This is a genomic window from Geminocystis sp. GBBB08 (assembly GCF_016743215.1).
Lineage (GTDB): Bacteria > Cyanobacteriota > Cyanobacteriia > Cyanobacteriales > Cyanobacteriaceae > Geminocystis.
The window spans coordinates 14,966-32,839 of the sequence record NZ_VRZC01000004.1; the positions used below are offsets into that span (position 1 = coordinate 14,966).

The window sequence follows — 17,874 nt, forward strand, 5'->3', positions numbered from 1 at the left end:
TTACTCGACTTGGTGCAAGAAGTCTAATGATTTAGGATTGCTATATAAACTTACTTTTTTAGGTGTGATTCTAAAAATGTCTATATTTTTATTGAAATTAAACAATACAAATTAAATATATTTGATGATGTTCAAAAATCTCCTATTATAATTAAATTATTTGAATCTATTAATTTAACTGTTATTAAATAATGAAAAAATTATCTTTATCAGTAATATCTGCCTTACTTTTATTAACAGGATGTAGTGGTGGTGGTGAAGACACTGCTAATAATACTTCTATTCCTCCACAAAATCCCACTCCTGTTACTCCTGTTACTCCCGAAACTCCTAACAACAATAATATTAATAATAATATCAGTAGTTCTAGCGGGTTAATTCCTTCTACTAATCCCCAAGATAGATTACAACAAATTAATCAAGGTAGAAATGATCCTTTTAATTCTATCAATCCTCCTCCTGTTATTACCATTAAAACAGATCAATTCATTACGGAATCTCTTACCCGTAATAATGCAATAATCAAGAAGCCACCGGTAACTAAAGAGGAAACAAGTAATCTGAATAGGGTAACTGCTAATCACGATGTAGCGATGATAAACGGTAAAACTGTCAATGGCAATAATCAAATTGGTAAAAATAATTCCCCTAGGGAAAAAAATCAGGCTTCTAATCAAGTTACTGGGGAGGGAAATAAATTATCTCCTTTTCAACCTCCAACCTCTCCTCAACCTGAAGATGCTCGGAATATTACTTTGTCAGGTATATTGAGTTTAAATGGTGAAAATGTGGCATTGATTCAAACTCCTTGGGATAATGCGACTCGCTCTGTGCGTATTGGTGATGTAATTTCTGATAACAGTTCGGGAATTAGTGTCAGAGTCAAAGATATTAATTTTGGTTATTCTAATACTATTGCTTTATTCGACAATAATCAGATAGTTTTGCGTAATCTCAACGATAATAATGCTGTAATTATTTTAGAACAGTTTGGGCAAAGGGTTACTCGTCAAATAGGTGATAATATTGGTGATAATAATGCTCAAGAAAATTTAGGTAAATCATAAGTAGAAAAATTCTAGTAACAATTAATTTATTTTTGAGGAGGTTAAGAAAAATTGTCGAATACTGTTATTAATCAATCAATAAAAAAAATACAACTAACCTGTGAACGATTACCTTTAGCTGTGTATCGTGAAATAGTATCTCATTTAAGACAAATAGAAGGTGTAAATGCTGATTTATTGCCTCAAACCTCTAAAGAATTTGATTATTTACAAAGCCAAGTAGGTGGTTTATGGTTAGAATATTCTGCTAATCATGACACGGAAATAAAAGTCAAAGGGATACTAGCCTATTATGAAAATAAATACAATTCTTGGGTAGTAATTAATAATGATTAAAAAGTATGATTATTCTTTCCTTAACCTATAGATAATATTATAAAATTTTTGATGAATTCGACTTTAATTGAAAATGAACAAATTTCTGTTTCTAATAGTTTAATTTTCCTAGAAAATATCTATAAAATTTATGGTAGTGGTGAGACTGAAGTTCATGCTTTATCAGGGGTAAATCTTACCATTAATTCCGGTGAATATTGTGCCATTATGGGCTCTTCCGGTTCGGGAAAATCTACTATGATGAATATTTTAGGTTGTCTCGATCGCCCTACTTCTGGTAGTTATTATCTTAATGGGAAAAATGTTGCTGATTTATCCAGTAAAAAATTAGCTTCTGTGCGCAATCTACAAATAGGTTTTGTTTTTCAACAATTTCACCTTTTACCCCAATTAACAGCTTTAGAAAATGTCATGCTTCCTATGATTTATGCTGGTGTTTCTGATGCACAACAAAAAAAACGAGCAATTTCTGCTTTAACTAAAGTTGGCTTATCTCATCGTCTTAATAATAAACCAAATCAGCTTTCGGGAGGTCAACAACAACGAGTGGCGATCGCCCGTGCTATAGTTAATAATCCCTTAATTTTACTAGCAGATGAACCAACAGGAGCTTTAGATTCTGAAACTACAAAAGAAGTTTTACAAATATTTCGTGATTTAAATGATGAAAAAATGACTATTATTTTAGTAACCCATGAGCATGATGTCGCCCAAGAAACTAAAAGAATAATTCGTTTTGGTGATGGTAAAATTATTGATAATTGATCATGCAAAATTAATTGTATAGAAGTAATGCAAGGCAAGGAGTTTAAACCTCTTGTTACCCATTGTTAATAATTAATAAAAATGGTAAGTTAAATACCTCTTAGCTTATAAGCTCAAAAAACTACTTTTCTTTATTACTAATTATTAAAAAAAGGAGATATTTTACTGATGAATATTATTGATTTGGTTAAGGAAAAAATGGAAGAGTTACCCCCTGAAAAACAACAAGAAATTTTAAATTTTGTGGAGTTTTTAATGATAAAATATCAACGAGAAAATACTAAGAAAAAATATGCAGAACAATTAGCGATCGAACGTATAAAAGATATAGATGATCCTACAAAATGGGAAATAGTAATTGATGTTGATGATGAAATTGATGAAAATGCTTTAGAGGAGTGGTTAGAAAAACGTGGGTATAAAACATTATCAAATCAAATTGCATAATTTAGTAACTCAAGATGATTTACCAGATTTACCTTTAGAATTGAGAAAAGATCTGATAAAATATCAACAAGTTTTATCTCTTGATCCTCATCACACTAAAGGTATTTTTAGTCATAATTTAATTGGTGAATTAAAAGGTTATCGAGCCTTAGAAATTGAGTGGAATAATGTTGGTTATCGGCTAGTTTATCGCATTTATGAAAAACCAGCACCAAAAAGAGTTGTCATTATTAGTTTTGCAGAACATGATCCAGCTTATCAAAAAGCAAAACAGCGAAAATAAATGTAACTTATTCTCTTCAAAAAGTCAACTATTTTGAGCTTAAATTTAACAAGAAAAATCATAACATCTACTAAAAATAACAGTGAATTATTCTACCTTTAATCCTCATCAAATAAGCATAAAAAATAATTGCTTTTTTGGTTTACCTACCACTATTGAAGATAGCAAAATCGTTTTTTTTTCTGTTCCTTGGGACGCTACTGTTTCTTACGGAGAAGGTACAGCTAACGGCCCTCAAGCCATTCTCGATGCTTCCTATCAATTAGACTGGTATGATTTCGACTTACCTCAAGCATGGGAAAAAGGATACGCCACTATCCCCATTAATACCTACATTCAAAGCAAAAGTGACACCACACGGGCGATCGCCAAGAAAGTGATAGACTATTTAGAATTAGGAAATGATCTTGATGATCAAACTATCGTTTCAGAATTAGCAATGGTTAATCAAGAAAGTATAGAGTTAAATGAATGGGTATATGATCAATGCCAAAATTATTTATCCCAAGGAAAATTCATCGCTTTAATTGGCGGTGATCATAGTGTGCCTTTCGGTTACATTAAAGCTCTTACGGAACATCATCAACAATTGAGCATTTTACATATTGATGCCCATGCAGATTTACGCAACGCTTACGAAGGGTTTACTTATTCTCATGCTTCGATAATGTACAACGTTTTACAACTACCAAATATCAGCAAATTAGTGCAAGTTGGTATTAGAGATTTATGTCAGGAAGAAATGGATAAAATTAACACCGATGATCGTCTTATTTTATTCGATGATTGGCAATTAAAAAATAATCTTTATCAAGGAATATCATGGCAAAAACAATGTCAAAATATTATCAATAATTTATCCCCTAAAGTTTATATTAGTTTTGATATTGACGGCTTAAATCAAGGATATTGCCCTAATACTGGCACTCCTGTTGCTGGTGGTTTAGATTTTAATCAAGCTATTTATTTAATCCAAACTTTGGTTAAATCAGGGAAAAAAATCATTGGGTTTGATCTTTGTGAAGTTTCTCCTAGTAAAGACATTGAAAATCAATGGGATGGAAATATTGGTGCTAGATTACTTTATAAACTGACAAATTTAATGTACCTTTCTCATTACCAATAATTAATCTAAAAAAGAACAGATAAACTATTGACAGTTTTAAAAGTTTTTGTTATTATAAAGATATAAAATAAAAGCCACCTTTTCTTGAGCCGTAGCGCTCGGGGGGAGGTGGCTTGTCTTTTTTTTCTATTACCTAGTAAAGATTTTGTTTTCTCTCGCAAAGGCGCAAAGACGCAAAGGTTTATTGGTTATCCTCATGATTGGTATTAAGTGAAGTTTTTTCATCACCTGTTAAAATGGTTTACATTACTTAACAAAAAGTTATTCTTGAGAAAGCAAAGCCGATGAAACGTATCGTATTAATTACAGGATTTGAGACTTTTAATAGTGCTTTATATCGTCAATCAGCTACTCTCGCTACATCTCGCTGTGAAGGTTTAGAAGTTACCGTTTTTACCGATGCGGATATTAATACTCAAAGGGAAAATGTCGAATCTGCCTTAAAAACTGCTGATGTTTTTTTTGCCAGTCTGCTTTTCGATTATGATCAAGTAATGTGGTTAAGGGAAAAAGTTGCCCATATTCCCATTCGTCTTGTTTTCGAGTCGGCTTTAGAATTAATGAGTTTGACTCAGATAGGCAAATTTTCGATTGGCGATAAGCCTCAAGGGATGCCTAAACCTGTACAATTCATCTTGAGTAAGTTTACCAATAGTAAAGAAGAAGATAAACTTGCAGGATATATTAGCTTTTTAAAAACAGGACCTAAATTATTAAAATACATTCCTGTCAAAAAAGTTCAAGATTTACGCAATTGGTTGATTATTTACGGTTATTGGAATGCAGGAGGGGTAGAAAATGTTGCCTCTATGAATTGGTTTATTGCAGAAAATTATCTCGGCTTAAAGGTATCAGAAATTCCTCCTCTTATCGAAACTCCTAATATGGGGTTACTCCATCCTGACTATAAGGGTTATTTTACCTCTCCTAGGGAATATATTAATTGGTATTTGAGGAATGATCCCCCCCAACCCCCCTTAATAAGGCAGGAGAAAAATTCGGATAAATTACCTTTAATCAAAGAGAAAGTTGTTGACAACGAAAATAGTATTTCCCCTCTTGCTAACGAAAATTATACTTCCCCCTTTGCTAAGGAGGGGCGATCTCAATTAACTCCTGTTGTTGGTATATTGTTATATCGTAAGCACGTTATTAGCAAACAACCTTATATCCCTCAACTGATTCGTTACTTTGAAGAAGCAGGATTGATTCCCTTACCTATTTTTATTAATGGAGTAGAAGGTCATGTTGCTGTAAGGGATTGGATTACAACAGATTATGAGCAAGAAAATATTAACAATCGGTTTAAACCCATTGCCTCTTTATCTAAACCTATTGCCTCTTTATCAAAAGATGCGGTTAAAGTAGATGCGGTTATCTCTACCATCGGATTTCCGTTAGTGGGCGGACCTGCTGGTAGTATGGAAGCAGGAAGACAGGTAGAAGTGGCAAAACGTATCTTAACGGCGAAAAACATTCCTTACATTGTGGCTGCGCCTCTGTTAATCGAAGATATTCATTCATGGATAAGAAAGGGTATCGGTGGTTTGCAAAGTGTGGTATTATACGCTTTACCTGAGTTAGATGGTGCGATCGATACTATACCATTGGGTGGTTTAGTGGGTGAAGATATATACCTTATTCCTGAAAGGGTTAAGCGTCTTACTGGTAGAGTCAATAATTGGATTAAGTTAAGAAGAAAACAGAAGTTCGATCGAAAAGTTGCTATTATCTTATATGGTTTTCCCCCTGGATACGGGGCAACTGGCACAGCCGCCTTATTAAATGTGCCTAAATCCCTCCATAAACTCTTACACGCCTTAAAAGAAGAAGGCTATAACGTTGATAATATTCCCGAAGACGGCGAAGAAATTCTTAAACAAGTCAAAACCGCCGATGATTTCATCTCCTATTCAGGAAAGGCAGAAGGCAGAAGGCAGAAGGCAGAAGGTGATTCAATAACTATTGACAAGTCACTATTAACTATTAACTCTAATACCGTTGATGTAAAAATCCTCGATCGATGGTTAGGGTATATACTGATTAATAAAATCCAAAAACAATGGGGAAATCTCACTCAAACAGGCATTAAAACCATCGGTGATAAATTCCAAATCGGCGGTATTCAACTCGGTAACGTCTGGATTGGAGTACAACCACCTCTTGGTATAGCGGGAGATCCGATGCGACTCATGTTTGAAAAGGATTTAACACCCCATCCCCAATATACAGCCTTTTATAAATGGTTGCAAAACGACTTTCAAGCCGATGCGATTATCCACTTCGGAATGCACGGCACAGTAGAATGGTTGCCCGGTAATCCTTTAGGTAATACTGGTTACTCGTGGCCAGATGTACTATTAGGCAATATTCCTAACCTCTACATTTACGCCGCCAACAACCCCAGTGAATCCATGTTAGCAAAAAGAAGGGGTTATGGTGTGATTATCTCTCATAATGTGCCTCCTTACGGTAGGGCAGGGTTATATAAAGAGTTAATGGCATTAAAAGAGTTAATTAACGAGTATCGAGAAGATACAGAGAAAAATCAGCTATTAAAAGGGGATATTATCCAAAAAATAGTCGATAGTGGCTTATATAAAGACTGCAAATTTACCGAAGGGGAAAAACTAGGTATCGAATTTACCGATGAAAATGCTAAATTATTTAGTAACCAAGCCCTTAATGATTATTTTGTCCAAATTTATGACTATTTGCAAATTGTCGAGCAAAGATTATTTTCCTCTGGTTTACACATCTTAGGAGAAAAACCCACCCCAGAGCAACTACAATCTTACCTTGAGGCTTATTTTAATGATACTTATAGTCAACAAAACTTCGCCCAAGAGTTAAGCAATAGTGATTTATTTGCCAGAGTGGAGAAGAAAGCGGAAAAAGAGGAAGAATTAAAGCAACGTTTTGCACAACAACAGCTAATCACTGACTTGTTAATGCAGACAGAAGACGAATTGACTAACTTATTAAGAGGCTTAAACGGTGAATATATCCCCCCTGCGCCGGGAGGTGACTTACTCAGAGATGGTGCTGGAGTTCTTCCTACAGGTCGTAACATTCACGCATTAGATCCCTATCGGATGCCTTCTCAGGGTGCGTATCTAAGAGGTAGAGAGATTGGTAAGAAGATTATTGAGCAGAATTTGGCGGAAAATGGTTGTTATCCTGAGACTGTCGCCGTTATGTTATGGGGATTGGATGCTATTAAGACTAAGGGTGAGTCTATTGGTATTTTACTAGAGTTAGTGGGTGCTCAACCTGTGAAAGAAGGCACAGGGCGCATAGTAAGATATGAGTTAATGCCATTGGAAAAAGTAGGGCATCCCCGCATTGATGTTTTAGGCAATTTATCAGGGATTTTCCGAGATACTTTTTTGAATATTATCGAATTGTTAGATGATTTATTTTACCGTGCTTCGATCGTCGATGAATCTCCCGAAAATAACTTTATTCGGAAACATTATCTTGAATTAAAGGAAAAAGGAATAGATAATCCTTCCGCACGACTGTTTTCTAATCCTAACGGCGATTTTGGCTCGTTAGTAAATGATCAAGTTGTGGATGGTAACTGGGATTCTGGTGATGAGTTAGCAGATACATGGAAGAGTCGCAATGTTTTCAGCTACGGTAGGAAGGATAAAGGAGAGACGCGCCCCGAAATTTTAGATAAACTATTACAAACTAGCACAACCGTTGTGCAGGAAATCGACTCGGTGGAGTATGGCTTAACGGATATTCAGGAATATTATGCTAACACGGGAGGCTTGAAACGGGCGGCGGAGAAACAAAGTGGTAGGAAGGTAACGGCTAGTTTTGTGGAAAGTTTCTCTAAGGATACCACTCCCCGTAAATTAGAGCAGGTTTTAAGGATGGAATACCGCACTAAGTTACTTAACCCCAAATGGGCGAAAGCTATGGCTGATCAAGGTTCGGGCGGTGCTTACGAAATCTCTCAGCGAATGACGGCTTTAATCGGTTGGGGAGGCACAACAGATTTTACCGATAATTGGGTATATGATCAAGCGGTTGATACTTATGTATTGGATCAAGAGATGGCGAATAAGTTGAGGGAAGCGAATCCCGAAGCCTTCCGTAATATTGTGGGGAGAATGTTGGAAGCTAATGGGCGCGGTTTTTGGGATGCGGATGAGGAGAAATTGGAGAAAATTAGAAGTCTTTATGAGATGACGGAGGATGAATTAGAGGGAGTTACTGTTTAGTATCATAATGGTAGCGACAAGATATAATGATAATGGAATCATCATCAACTTGATAGACTAATCGATGTTCTTGATTGATTCTTTTTGACCAATATCCTTGTAATTCATGTTTTAAAGGTTCTGGTTTACCCAATCCAGTAAAAGGATTTTTTTGTGTATCCTTTAATAATAATAAAATCTTTTTAAATATTTTCTTGTCTGTATTTGCCCAATAATTAAATTGTTCAAATGCGTTAATTTCAAAGGTTATTTTTCTCATAATCTTCTAAATTTATCGACACAATTTTACCCTGTTTTACATTTTCGATCGACTCTAATAACTGTTTTTTATTGGCTTCTGATTTTAATAAATAAGTTGTTTCATCTTCAATTTCTGTAGAGTTATTGACAATGATAACTTCCACAGAAGCACCTTCTTTAAATTGACTTTGAGAAATTTCTATTTTGCCATTTTTGCCTACGATGGCTTTTTGTCTGATTGTACTAACCATTTTTTGCTTAAATTAATACTGACTATAATTGATAATTTTAACAAATTTCCTAAATGATAGTTTTCTTGACTTTAAAATACTAACTTATTGATCGTTATGCAGAAACGGGTTTAAGATTTTGGTATAGAACCTATTTGATATTTACGCCTGTAACCCAAATAACAAAAGGCTTTGACGAGATTAAAGTATTTCTTCTGAAATCATTATTATGTAACCATTCTAAAAAAGATACCAAATGGGTTCTATAAGATTACAAGCCAAAGTCAATGGCAACATTTTAATGATGTTCGTCTAACTTTCCCTACTGCTGACTTAGTAGGGCAACTAACGGTTTTTAACATTTGTGGAAATAATTATAGACTGATTACGAAGATTAATTTTTCTAGGGGAAAAGTCTATATTCGGGCAGTTTTAACTCATTTGGAGTACGATAAAAAGAAATGGAAAAAAGACTCTTGGTTTTCTAAGTAATAGTCTAGTTTAGATTTAATCTTAGATTAATAATAAAGTTATACATTTCAATCATTTTGTTTTCCTTTACATCATAATTCAGGGTGGTTTTATTCAATTAATTTTATTTTCCTTTTAAGTTATTTAAGATATATGATAGTCACAGAAAAATATCTCGAACTTGTTAACCAATTTCCTCCTCGCCCCATTGTCACTGATGATGATTTAGAAATGACTCAAGAAGTTATGAATCAATTGCTTGATAAATCATCTCTTACTCCAGCAGAAGAAGATTATTTGGAAGTTTTAGGCACTTTGGTATATAACTATGAGCAAAAACAAGGGGATTTAATTCCCGATATTTATGGAGTTGATTTGTTAAAAGTTCTTATGGAAGAGCATAATTTAAAACAAAAAAATCTTGTTTCTATTTTTAAAACGGAGTCTATTATCTCAGATATTTTAAAGGGAAAACGTCAATTAACTAATCGTCATATTCAAGAGTTAGCTGAATTTTTCCATGTTTCTCCTGCGGTGTTTTTTCCTATTAAAAGTATAGCAATAGCACAATAAGCAATAATAGGTTATTAAGAGAAATTTAACTATGATGAATAAACAAATACAAATTATATCTGATGACGAAAATATCTCGATCGATGAGTTAGTATCGCTTTATCAAATCAATTATCTTCTATTGGGAAAAATTATTTAGCGGAAAGAGCGAAAAAAGGTAGTTGGAAAAAATTCCAAAAAGTACTTAGCAAAGTTTCTGATCAACAACCAGAGGAGTTCGATCGAATTTAAGAGAAAAAATAATAATTTAAACACTAAAAAGAGAGGATATTATTTTATGAAAAATAAGGGTGATTAAATTGCTACCAATTCTTGAGCTTGTTTTAAAATTTGATCATTAGCTTTTTTTGTTTCTAAGGTGAGATTAATATTTCGGGATAATTTGGCTATTTCTAATAATTTAAAATCAACTTTTTTTTCATTTTTAATCCAAAACCATTCTAACACCTCATCTAAGTGCCAAATAGCCTGATGGCTTTTAAAAAATGAGTTAGGAAATGTATCTTTATTAATGTATTTTTGAACATTTTGTTTACTACATTCCAAAATTTCTGATAATTCTAGTACTCCCACTAAATCAGGGGAAACTTGTATTAAAAAGGCGGTGGGAATAACCGATTTTACTTGTTGAATGGCACTATAAACGGCTTGATAAGCTGATTCTGATTCTCTCATAAAATCTAGTACGATCGATCCTTTCTGCCCCATGCCAACTATAGCATCTCCGCATCCTGCTTCATATAATGCGTCTAAATACATTTCAATATTTTTTTCTATATTGAAATTAAAAATGTAACTAAAATCATAGTAATTCATCTGTATTTTCCTCACTATAGATACATTTATCAATAACTCTTTTAAGAGAAATAATAAAATTCGATGTTAAAAGCTATAATTTCTATAGAACTTATAAAAACAATAGAAACATGGCAGGTAAAACACTTTCGGCTCACGTTGATCTAGAAACGGCAGAGCGTATAACTTCTGTCTCTAAACTGGAAAATCGATCTCTATCTCAAATTGCCAGTGCTTCCATTAAGTTGGGTTCTATTTTACCATCTAATGCTTGGTCAGTATTATTACAACTAAGTAATACTGCATCAAAAGCACAATGGCAAGAAATTGCTCAAGATATTACCAGAGTATTGTTAGATCATCAATATAAACTAGCGGAAGAAAAAATCAGTCAAAATATTGATCGAGACTGGTTAAATACTTTAGAAACAGAAGATGATATTTTATTAGCCTCCATTGAATTAACTCGTGATGTGTAAACCTTTACGATTATGTCTTGATCTTAATATTTGGTGTGCTGCGCTATTAGCAGATATTAAAGGAAATAAAAATTCTGCTTGTCAAAGCATAGTAAATTTGGTTCGTTGTGGCAAATATGCTTCAGGAAAAATAGAGTTAGTTATTTCTTGGGGGATGTTAAATCGTTTGGAAAAGGTACTATTAAGATTAACTCCTCTGGCGAAAGATGCTTCTTTTTATGTGAGTGCGATCGCCAATTATGCACCTCAACTAACCCTCGGAGGCACTGGGGTGATTGCGATCGATGACATTGAAGATCAAATGGTTTTAGAAACAGCTTTAGCAGGAAAAGCGGATATGTTAATCACAGCTAATTTTCAAGATTTTCTCAATAAAGATGTAGAAATTATTATTCCCCAAAAACATGGAATTTATCATTCGCCAAATCATAATATTAATATTATTCATCCCTATTTAGCTATCCAGTGGCTAAATCAAGGAAATATTCCTTCATTACACTAAAATGGTAGTAATTTATGGGAGAAATGAAATTATGAGTTATAGAGATATTACCACCGTCGAAGCTGGTAAACGAGGAGGAAAACCTTGTATCCGCAATATGCGTATAACTGTCTATGATGTTTTAGGTTGGTTAGCGGAGGGAATGACGATAGAGGAAATTATCGATGATTTTCCAGAGTTAACCCAAGAGGATATTAAGGCTTGTTTAGCTTTTGCCGCCGATCGAGAACATCGTTTAGTATCAATGGTAGGGTAAAGAGTGAGATTACTTTTTGATCAAAATTTGAGTAGAAAATTAGTCGGAAGACTGGCTGATATTTTTCCTAACTCTACTCATGTTCAATTTTTAGAGATGACATCTGCAAATGATAATGAAATTTGGGAATTAGCAAAATTGTCAGGTTTTATAATTGTGACACAAGATGCTGATTTTGCTGAAAAAAGTCGTCTCTACGATTCACCTCCAAAAGTAATTTGGTTAAGAGGTGGAAATACTACCACAAATAAGGTTGAGTTTATTCTACGTTCTAGGATAGAAGTAATTAAAGAATTATCTGAAAATCCGATCCTTCATTGTTTGGAGTTATATTAAACGTTATTTAACACTCCTTTTGTTGAATTTGGTGAACAATGCCCATCCTACGAATTAGCTAAGTTTAATCACAGGGTAATTTTTATGGGTTAATTTACCTGTTTTTAAATCTTTTGCAGTAATTAATAATCGTTTATTTCCGTCGATCGAAAACTCAATTTGAAAACATTTTTCTCCCCTTTTTACTGAGGTATTATTCGTTAAAAAAGTCGGTGATTCTTCATTCATCCAAAAATAATTCCTCTCCTCTTGCTTATCAGGAGTCATGGCACTCAAACGGGCTGAACCATTGGGATCAAACACCAATTCAATGTTATTATTACTGTTACTCTGATACTGTTTAAACATAGTACTATATTAATATATTGATAAACTTTAACTAATTTTATTTTATTTAAACAAATATCATGACAAAAAAATTACCTCCTAATTATCTTTTACCACCAGGAAGTTTCGGTTTACCTATTATCGGAGAAACTTTAAATTTTATTAGTGATCCTAATTTTGGTGATAAAAAACAAGCACAATATGGCTCAATTTTTAAGACGAATATTTTAGGAAAACCTACGGTAATGATGTGCGGTGCTCAAGCAAATCGTTTTATTTTACAAACTCATTTTGATCATTTTTCGTGGGAAAAAGGTTGGCCTAAAACTTTTCATGAATTACTGGGAAGATCTTTATTTTTACAAGATGGTGATGAACATAAACGCAACCGTAAATTGTTGATGCCGAGTTTTCATGGAAGTGCTTTAAATAATTATTTTGATACGATGTTAAATATTATTCAAAGTTATTTAGAAAAATGGGAAAAACAAAAAAATTTTACATGGTTTACTGAACTTAAACAAATGACTTTTGAAATTGCTAGTGTGTTATTATTAGGTAGTGAAAGAGGTGAAAATATAACTTATTTATCGAAACTTTTTAGTCAATTAAGTTCTGGTTTATTTAGTTTTCCTATTAACATTTTAGGAACAAAATATCATAAGGCTTTAAAAAGTAGAGATTTATTATTATCTCATTTAGAAAAAGAAATCTTAAAAAGACAAGAAAAACCTAAGAATGATGCTTTAGGTTTATTGATTCAAACTAAAGATGAAGAAGGTAACGGTTTAAGTATAGAAGAAATTAAACTTCAAGCCTTATTAATGTTGTTTGCTGGTCATGAAACTACTACTTCGATGTTGACTTCTTTGTGTTTAGCTTTATCCCAAAATATTGATGTTTTAAGTAAGGCTAAAGAAGAACAAAATAAGTTAAATCAAGAAGATAATTTAAACTTAAATCAACTAAAACAAATGCCTTATTTAGACCAAGTTTTAAAGGAAGTTGAAAGATTATATCCTCCTGTTGGTGGTGGTTTTAGAGGAGTTGTAAAACCTTTTGTTTTTAATGGTTATTATGTGCCTGAAGGTTGGCAAGTTTTATATCGAATTGAATCAACTCATAAGGATAAAAATATCTATTCTGATCCTTTATTTTTTGATCCTGAACGCTTTAATAAAGAAAGAGAAGAACATAAAAAAATAGACTTTAGTTTAGTAGGTTTTGGTGGTGGTTCACGTTTTTGTTTAGGTTATGCTTTTGCTCAGATGGAAATGAAAATTTTTGCTTCATTATTATTGCGTAATTATACTTGGCAATTAGCAAAAAACCAAAATTTAAGTTTAGATAATATTCCTAGTTTGCATCCAAAATCTGGTTTAAAAATAGTAAATTTATCTCGTATTTGAAAATTTTAGATTATAATGAAGTGAATAAAATCTACGCATAATACCATAAAATATTTACGAAAAATCATAAAAATATGTAGAATGTGAGTTAATAAGCCTATGATGAAAGTCAAAGCCCTCTTGATAATCATACCGTTAAAAAATTGTTAAAAGATGCAACCATTATCAAACGGTAATAATTTAAAAAAAATACATTTTCCGAATCTTTCTCTTCAATGGGTATTAATTATCCCTTTTGTAGTGCAAATTGTCGTTGCGATGAGTTTTGTCGGTTATATTTCTTATCTTAGTGGGCAAAAAGCGGTAAAAAATATTACTGATAAATTAATGACAGAAATTGGGGAAAAAATAGAACATCGTCTCAATAATTACTTAGATGTTGCACAACAAATTAATCAAATTAATAAGCAAGTAATTGAATCAGAATTAATTTCGCCTCAAGACTTTGATAAATTAAGTAAATATTTTTGGCAACAACTACAAAATCATGATTTTACTTATATTAATTATGGTAATGAAAAGGGCGAATTTATTGGTGTTGGTTATGCTGAGGGTAATCTTGAAATAGCGGAAATAAAACAGCCTAATCTTGACATTCTTTACAGTTATAAACCTGATGAAAAAGGTAATAAAATTTATCCGCCTATGATCTTCAAAGGACAAAATCCTAACGATGCTAACTGGTATTCTCAAGGGATAAAAGCGGGTAAACCTATCTGGAGTAATATTTATAATTGGGCTGATATACCGACAGAAGTAGCTATTTCTGCTAGTGCGCCTGTTTATAATTCATCTAATCAGATTATGGGGGTTGTGGGTATTGATTTAAGTTTGTCGAAAATAAACACTTTTTTGCAAGGATTAAAAGTGGGAAAAACAGGAAAAGTTTTTATCGTGGAAAAATCAGGTTTATTAGTAGCAAGTTCTACGACCATAAAGCCTTATAAATCAATAAAAGGTAAATCTGAGCGTCTTTCTGTTAAAGAAATTGATGATTCTTTACTTAAAAAAAGTCTGAAAATTATTAATGATCAATTTGCTAATATCGCCTTAATTTCTGGAGCGGAAAATCATATTTTTCTTGCTGATAATAATACTTTTGTTCAAGTTATTTCCTATCACAATAATTATGGTATTGATTGGTTAATTATTATTGCTATCCCTCAGTCAGATTTTACAGCAGAAATTAAACAAAATATTACAAATACTATTTTATTTTGTTTTTTAACTTTAATCATTGCTATTGTTATAAGTATTTGGACTACTAAATGGATTAATCGTCCAATTTTACGTCTGTGTTTAGCTAGTGAATCTCTCGCCCAAGGAAATTTTAATTATTGTTTATCTGAAGATACAAAAATACTTGAACTAAATATTTTAGCAAAATCTTTTAATTTAATGACAAAGCAAATTCAACAAACTGTTAACGAATGTGAAAGTCGTTATCATCAATTAGTTGAACAACAAACAGATTTTATTTTGCGATCGCTACCTGATACGACAATTACTTTTGCCAATGATTCTTTATGTCATGCTTTAGGTTGTAAATTAGAAGAAATAATGGGACAAAAATGGGTAAATTTTGCTGATGAAGAAGATTTAGAAAGTATCTTAGAACAAATATCATTACTGACTCCTGAAAATAATAACTTTATGGCGGAAAATCGAGATCAAAGAAGCAATAAAGAGATAGGTTGGACCCAGTGGATTAATCAAGGTATTTTTAATGAACAAGGAAAATTAATCGAAATTCAATCGGCTGGAAGGGATATTACTAAACTGAAAGAAATTCAATTAGCGTTACAAGAAAGTGAAACTAGATTTCAAAAAATTGCCGTATCATCTCCCGGAATTATTTATATTGTAGTGCAACGTCCTGATGGTTCACAATATTTTGAGTACATTAGTTCGGTAGTCGAAGAAATATTAGAAATTACCCAAGAAGAAGTATTAAGAAATCCTGAGAGTTTTTTCAATCAATTTCACCCTGATGACATCGCTGGTTTTGAACAAGCAGTATTAGAGAATATTCATACTATGTCACCCTTTCATTATGAATGGCGTATGATAACTCCTAGTGGTAAACTAAAATGGTTACAAGCCAATGACCGACCAGAATTAAGAAAAGATGGTAATGTAGCATGGGCGGGAGTGATGTTAGATATAACCGACACCATTGAGTCAAAATATCGCTTGGAAAAACTAGCGAATCAAATACCGGGGGTAATTTATCAATATCGTTTATCTGTTGATGGTAAGTCATCTTTTCCTTATGCTAGTCGAGGTATTGAAGATATTTATGGAGTTACTCCTGAAGATGTAAAAGATAGTGCTGATAAAGTTTTTGAAGTACTTCATCCCGATGATCAAAATATGATTTTAGATAGTATTCTTGAATCTGCCAGTAATTTAACCCCTTGGTATTGTGAATATAGAGTTTGTCATCAAGATGGTACAGTTATTTGGGTTTTAGGGCATTCAATACCACAAAAAGAAATTGATGGCAGTATCATTTGGCATGGCTATATTACTAATATTACTGAACGTAAGCAAATAGAAATTGATTTAGAACAAGCCAAAAAAGAAGCAGAAGCTGCCACAAAAGCCAAAAGTCAATTTTTAGCTAATATGAGTCATGAAATTCGCACTCCGATGAATGGCGTGGTAGGGATGGTGCAACTTCTTTCTCTGACTGAATTAACCAATGAACAAGCAGATTTTGTTAATACTATTAAAAAAAGGGCTGATACTCTGTTAACTGTTATTAATGATATTCTTGATTTTTCTAAAATTGAATCGGGGATGATGGAAATAGAAGAACATCCTCTCATGTTAGAAGATATAATTAAATCGGTGAGTCGTCTTTTTTGTAAACAGGCTCTCGATAAAGGCGTTAATCTTAACTATGAAATTGATGATTGTGTTCCTAGTCAGATTTTAGGAGATAGTTCTCGTTTACAGCAAGTTTTACTTAATATTATTGGTAATGCCCTTAAATTTACGGAAAAAGGCGAAATTTTAATTTTTGTGAATGTTATCTCTCCTCTATCTCCCCTTCACAAAAGAAGAAGTAACCCCCCTCAATCCCCCCTAAAAATGGGGGAAGGTAATAAAACAGAAGATAAATTGTTGATTATTAGTATCAAAGATGATGGTATTGGTATTAGTGGCGATCGCATCAATAAATTATTTAAACCTTTTACCCAAGCGGATGCTTCCATTAACCGTCAATACGGAGGTACTGGTTTAGGATTAGTTATCAGTAAAAACTTAGTTGAATTAATGGGGGGAAAAATGTGGGTAGAAAGTCAAGGCAATATTGGGGGTAATCCTCCTGATAATTGGATTTTAAAATCGACAACGAAAGGCTCAACTTTTTATTTTACCCTTCCTATCAAAGAAGTTTTTAATAATGAAAAAGAACTAAAAATAATATCAGAAAACCTTTTTACCCAACCCAAAATCAAAAAATCAAATCTGAAAATACTTCTTGCTGAAGATAACAAAGTTAATCAAAAAGTAGCCTTATTAACCCTGAAAAAATTAGGTTATAAAGCGGATGTTGCTAATAATGGTTTAGAAGTTTTAGCAATGTTAGAAACACAATTTTATGACGTGATTTTAATGGATATGCAAATGCCTCAAATGGATGGTGTCACTGCGACACAAATTATCCGTGAATCTTCAAAACTACAGCCTTATATTATTGCTTTAACCGCTAATGCCTTAGAAAGTGATCGTCAATTATGTTTTAAGGTAGGAATGAATGATTATCTTAGCAAACCTATTGCCATGGCACAATTACAAGAGGCGTTAGAAAATGTCAAAATATAGGAATGAGAAGAAATTTAATTATGATTAAATCTTGTAAAATGAATTTTACACCTAACAAATAACTTTAATTGAAGTAAAGTAAAAACTTAATAAAATACAAGTATATTTTTTTTTCAAAGCTATAGTAACAAAAAAGTAACAAAAAGGTAACAAAAAGATAACA

The 17,874-nt window shown here is 32.7% G+C and carries 19 protein-coding genes; 15 read left to right on the forward strand and 4 right to left on the reverse strand.

All coding sequences use genetic code 11. The features are described from left to right. Window positions 1–191: 191 nt before the first annotated feature. The 7 genes from FWJ34_RS01245 to bchH all read left to right on the forward strand — a co-directional run bounded on the left by FWJ34_RS01245 (window position 192) and on the right by bchH (window position 8,259). Window positions 192–1,067, forward strand: a complete 876-nt coding sequence (locus FWJ34_RS01245) for a hypothetical protein (RefSeq protein ID WP_308253477.1) — start codon at window positions 192–194, stop codon at window positions 1,065–1,067. A 51-nt stretch (window positions 1,068–1,118) separates the two neighbouring features. Continuing rightward, the gene (locus FWJ34_RS01250; protein ID WP_308253479.1) at window positions 1,119–1,403 is read left to right on the forward strand and encodes a hypothetical protein; all 285 of its coding nucleotides are present in this window, start codon (window positions 1,119–1,121) and stop codon (window positions 1,401–1,403) included. Between the two features lie 39 nt (window positions 1,404–1,442). Then, window positions 1,443–2,168 carry an ABC transporter ATP-binding protein gene (locus FWJ34_RS01255; RefSeq protein ID WP_396231606.1) on the forward strand — a complete coding sequence of 242 codons (726 nt, stop codon included), beginning with the start codon at window positions 1,443–1,445 and terminating at the stop codon, window positions 2,166–2,168. A gap of 168 nt (window positions 2,169–2,336) precedes the next feature. Continuing rightward, window positions 2,337–2,615: a DUF2281 domain-containing protein gene (locus FWJ34_RS01260; protein WP_308253483.1), complete on the forward strand. Its 279-nt coding sequence runs from the start codon at window positions 2,337–2,339 to the stop codon at window positions 2,613–2,615. Continuing rightward, complete coding sequence (locus FWJ34_RS01265) at window positions 2,581–2,898, forward strand: hypothetical protein (protein WP_308253485.1); 318 nt, start codon at window positions 2,581–2,583, stop codon at window positions 2,896–2,898. The genes FWJ34_RS01260 and FWJ34_RS01265 overlap by 35 nt, the downstream gene beginning before the upstream one ends. Window positions 2,899–2,980: 82 nt before the next feature. Then, entirely contained in the window at window positions 2,981–4,024 is a 1,044-nt protein-coding gene (locus FWJ34_RS01270) for an agmatinase family protein (protein ID WP_308253486.1), read from the forward strand. A 284-nt stretch (window positions 4,025–4,308) separates the two neighbouring features. Next, window positions 4,309–8,259 carry a magnesium chelatase subunit H gene (gene bchH / locus FWJ34_RS01275; RefSeq protein WP_308253487.1) on the forward strand — a complete coding sequence of 1,317 codons (3,951 nt, stop codon included), beginning with the start codon at window positions 4,309–4,311 and terminating at the stop codon, window positions 8,257–8,259. On the opposite strand, the gene FWJ34_RS01280 is transcribed toward bchH, so the two are convergent. Both FWJ34_RS01280 and FWJ34_RS01285 read right to left on the reverse strand, forming a co-directional pair. Beyond that, window positions 8,249–8,518, reverse strand: coding sequence for a Txe/YoeB family addiction module toxin (locus tag FWJ34_RS01280; protein WP_308253488.1), 270 nt, complete (start codon window positions 8,516–8,518; stop codon window positions 8,249–8,251). The genes bchH and FWJ34_RS01280 overlap by 11 nt on opposite strands. Next, a complete protein-coding gene (locus FWJ34_RS01285) occupies window positions 8,499–8,750 on the reverse strand; it encodes a hypothetical protein (protein ID WP_308253489.1) in 252 nt (83 codons plus the stop codon). The genes FWJ34_RS01280 and FWJ34_RS01285 overlap by 20 nt, the downstream gene beginning before the upstream one ends. A gap of 249 nt (window positions 8,751–8,999) precedes the next feature. Here FWJ34_RS01285 and FWJ34_RS01290 point away from each other — a divergent pair, with 249 nt between their 5' ends. Next, entirely contained in the window at window positions 9,000–9,221 is a 222-nt protein-coding gene (locus FWJ34_RS01290) for a type II toxin-antitoxin system HigB family toxin (RefSeq protein WP_308253522.1), read from the forward strand. Window positions 9,222–9,353: 132 nt separating this feature from the next. Further along, a complete protein-coding gene (locus FWJ34_RS01295) occupies window positions 9,354–9,773 on the forward strand; it encodes a transcriptional regulator (protein ID WP_308253491.1) in 420 nt (139 codons plus the stop codon). Between the two features lie 294 nt (window positions 9,774–10,067). On the opposite strand, the gene FWJ34_RS01300 is transcribed toward FWJ34_RS01295, so the two are convergent. Beyond that, window positions 10,068–10,589, reverse strand: coding sequence for a DNA-binding protein (locus FWJ34_RS01300; protein ID WP_308253493.1), 522 nt, complete (start codon window positions 10,587–10,589; stop codon window positions 10,068–10,070). Window positions 10,590–10,699: 110 nt separating this feature from the next. Here FWJ34_RS01300 and FWJ34_RS01305 point away from each other — a divergent pair, with 110 nt between their 5' ends. From FWJ34_RS01305 to FWJ34_RS01320, 4 genes are read left to right on the forward strand one after another with little or no spacing between them, the layout of a single operon-like run. Further along, the gene (locus FWJ34_RS01305) at window positions 10,700–11,047 is read left to right on the forward strand and encodes a hypothetical protein (protein ID WP_308253494.1); all 348 of its coding nucleotides are present in this window, start codon (window positions 10,700–10,702) and stop codon (window positions 11,045–11,047) included. Then, on the forward strand, window positions 11,040–11,549 hold the full coding sequence (locus FWJ34_RS01310) for a PIN domain-containing protein (protein WP_308253495.1): 510 nt from the start codon (window positions 11,040–11,042) through the stop codon (window positions 11,547–11,549). Before FWJ34_RS01305 ends, FWJ34_RS01310 begins: the two co-directional genes overlap by 8 nt. A gap of 31 nt (window positions 11,550–11,580) precedes the next feature. Next, entirely contained in the window at window positions 11,581–11,805 is a 225-nt protein-coding gene (locus FWJ34_RS01315) for a DUF433 domain-containing protein (protein WP_308253497.1), read from the forward strand. Window positions 11,806–11,808: 3 nt separating this feature from the next. Then, entirely contained in the window at window positions 11,809–12,141 is a 333-nt protein-coding gene (locus FWJ34_RS01320; protein ID WP_308253498.1) for a DUF5615 family PIN-like protein, read from the forward strand. A gap of 54 nt (window positions 12,142–12,195) precedes the next feature. Here the strand turns inward: FWJ34_RS01320 and FWJ34_RS01325 are convergent, their stop codons facing one another. Next, window positions 12,196–12,489, reverse strand: a complete 294-nt coding sequence (locus tag FWJ34_RS01325) for a hypothetical protein (RefSeq protein ID WP_308253499.1) — start codon at window positions 12,487–12,489, stop codon at window positions 12,196–12,198. A gap of 59 nt (window positions 12,490–12,548) precedes the next feature. Between FWJ34_RS01325 and FWJ34_RS01330 the strand changes: the two genes are divergently transcribed. Further along, window positions 12,549–13,877 (forward strand): cytochrome P450, encoded by a 1,329-nt coding sequence (locus FWJ34_RS01330; RefSeq protein ID WP_308253501.1) that lies wholly within the window; start codon window positions 12,549–12,551, stop codon window positions 13,875–13,877. A 153-nt stretch (window positions 13,878–14,030) separates the two neighbouring features. Then, window positions 14,031–17,711 (forward strand): PAS domain-containing protein, encoded by a 3,681-nt coding sequence (locus FWJ34_RS01335; protein ID WP_308253503.1) that lies wholly within the window; start codon window positions 14,031–14,033, stop codon window positions 17,709–17,711. Window positions 17,712–17,874 lie beyond the last annotated feature (163 nt).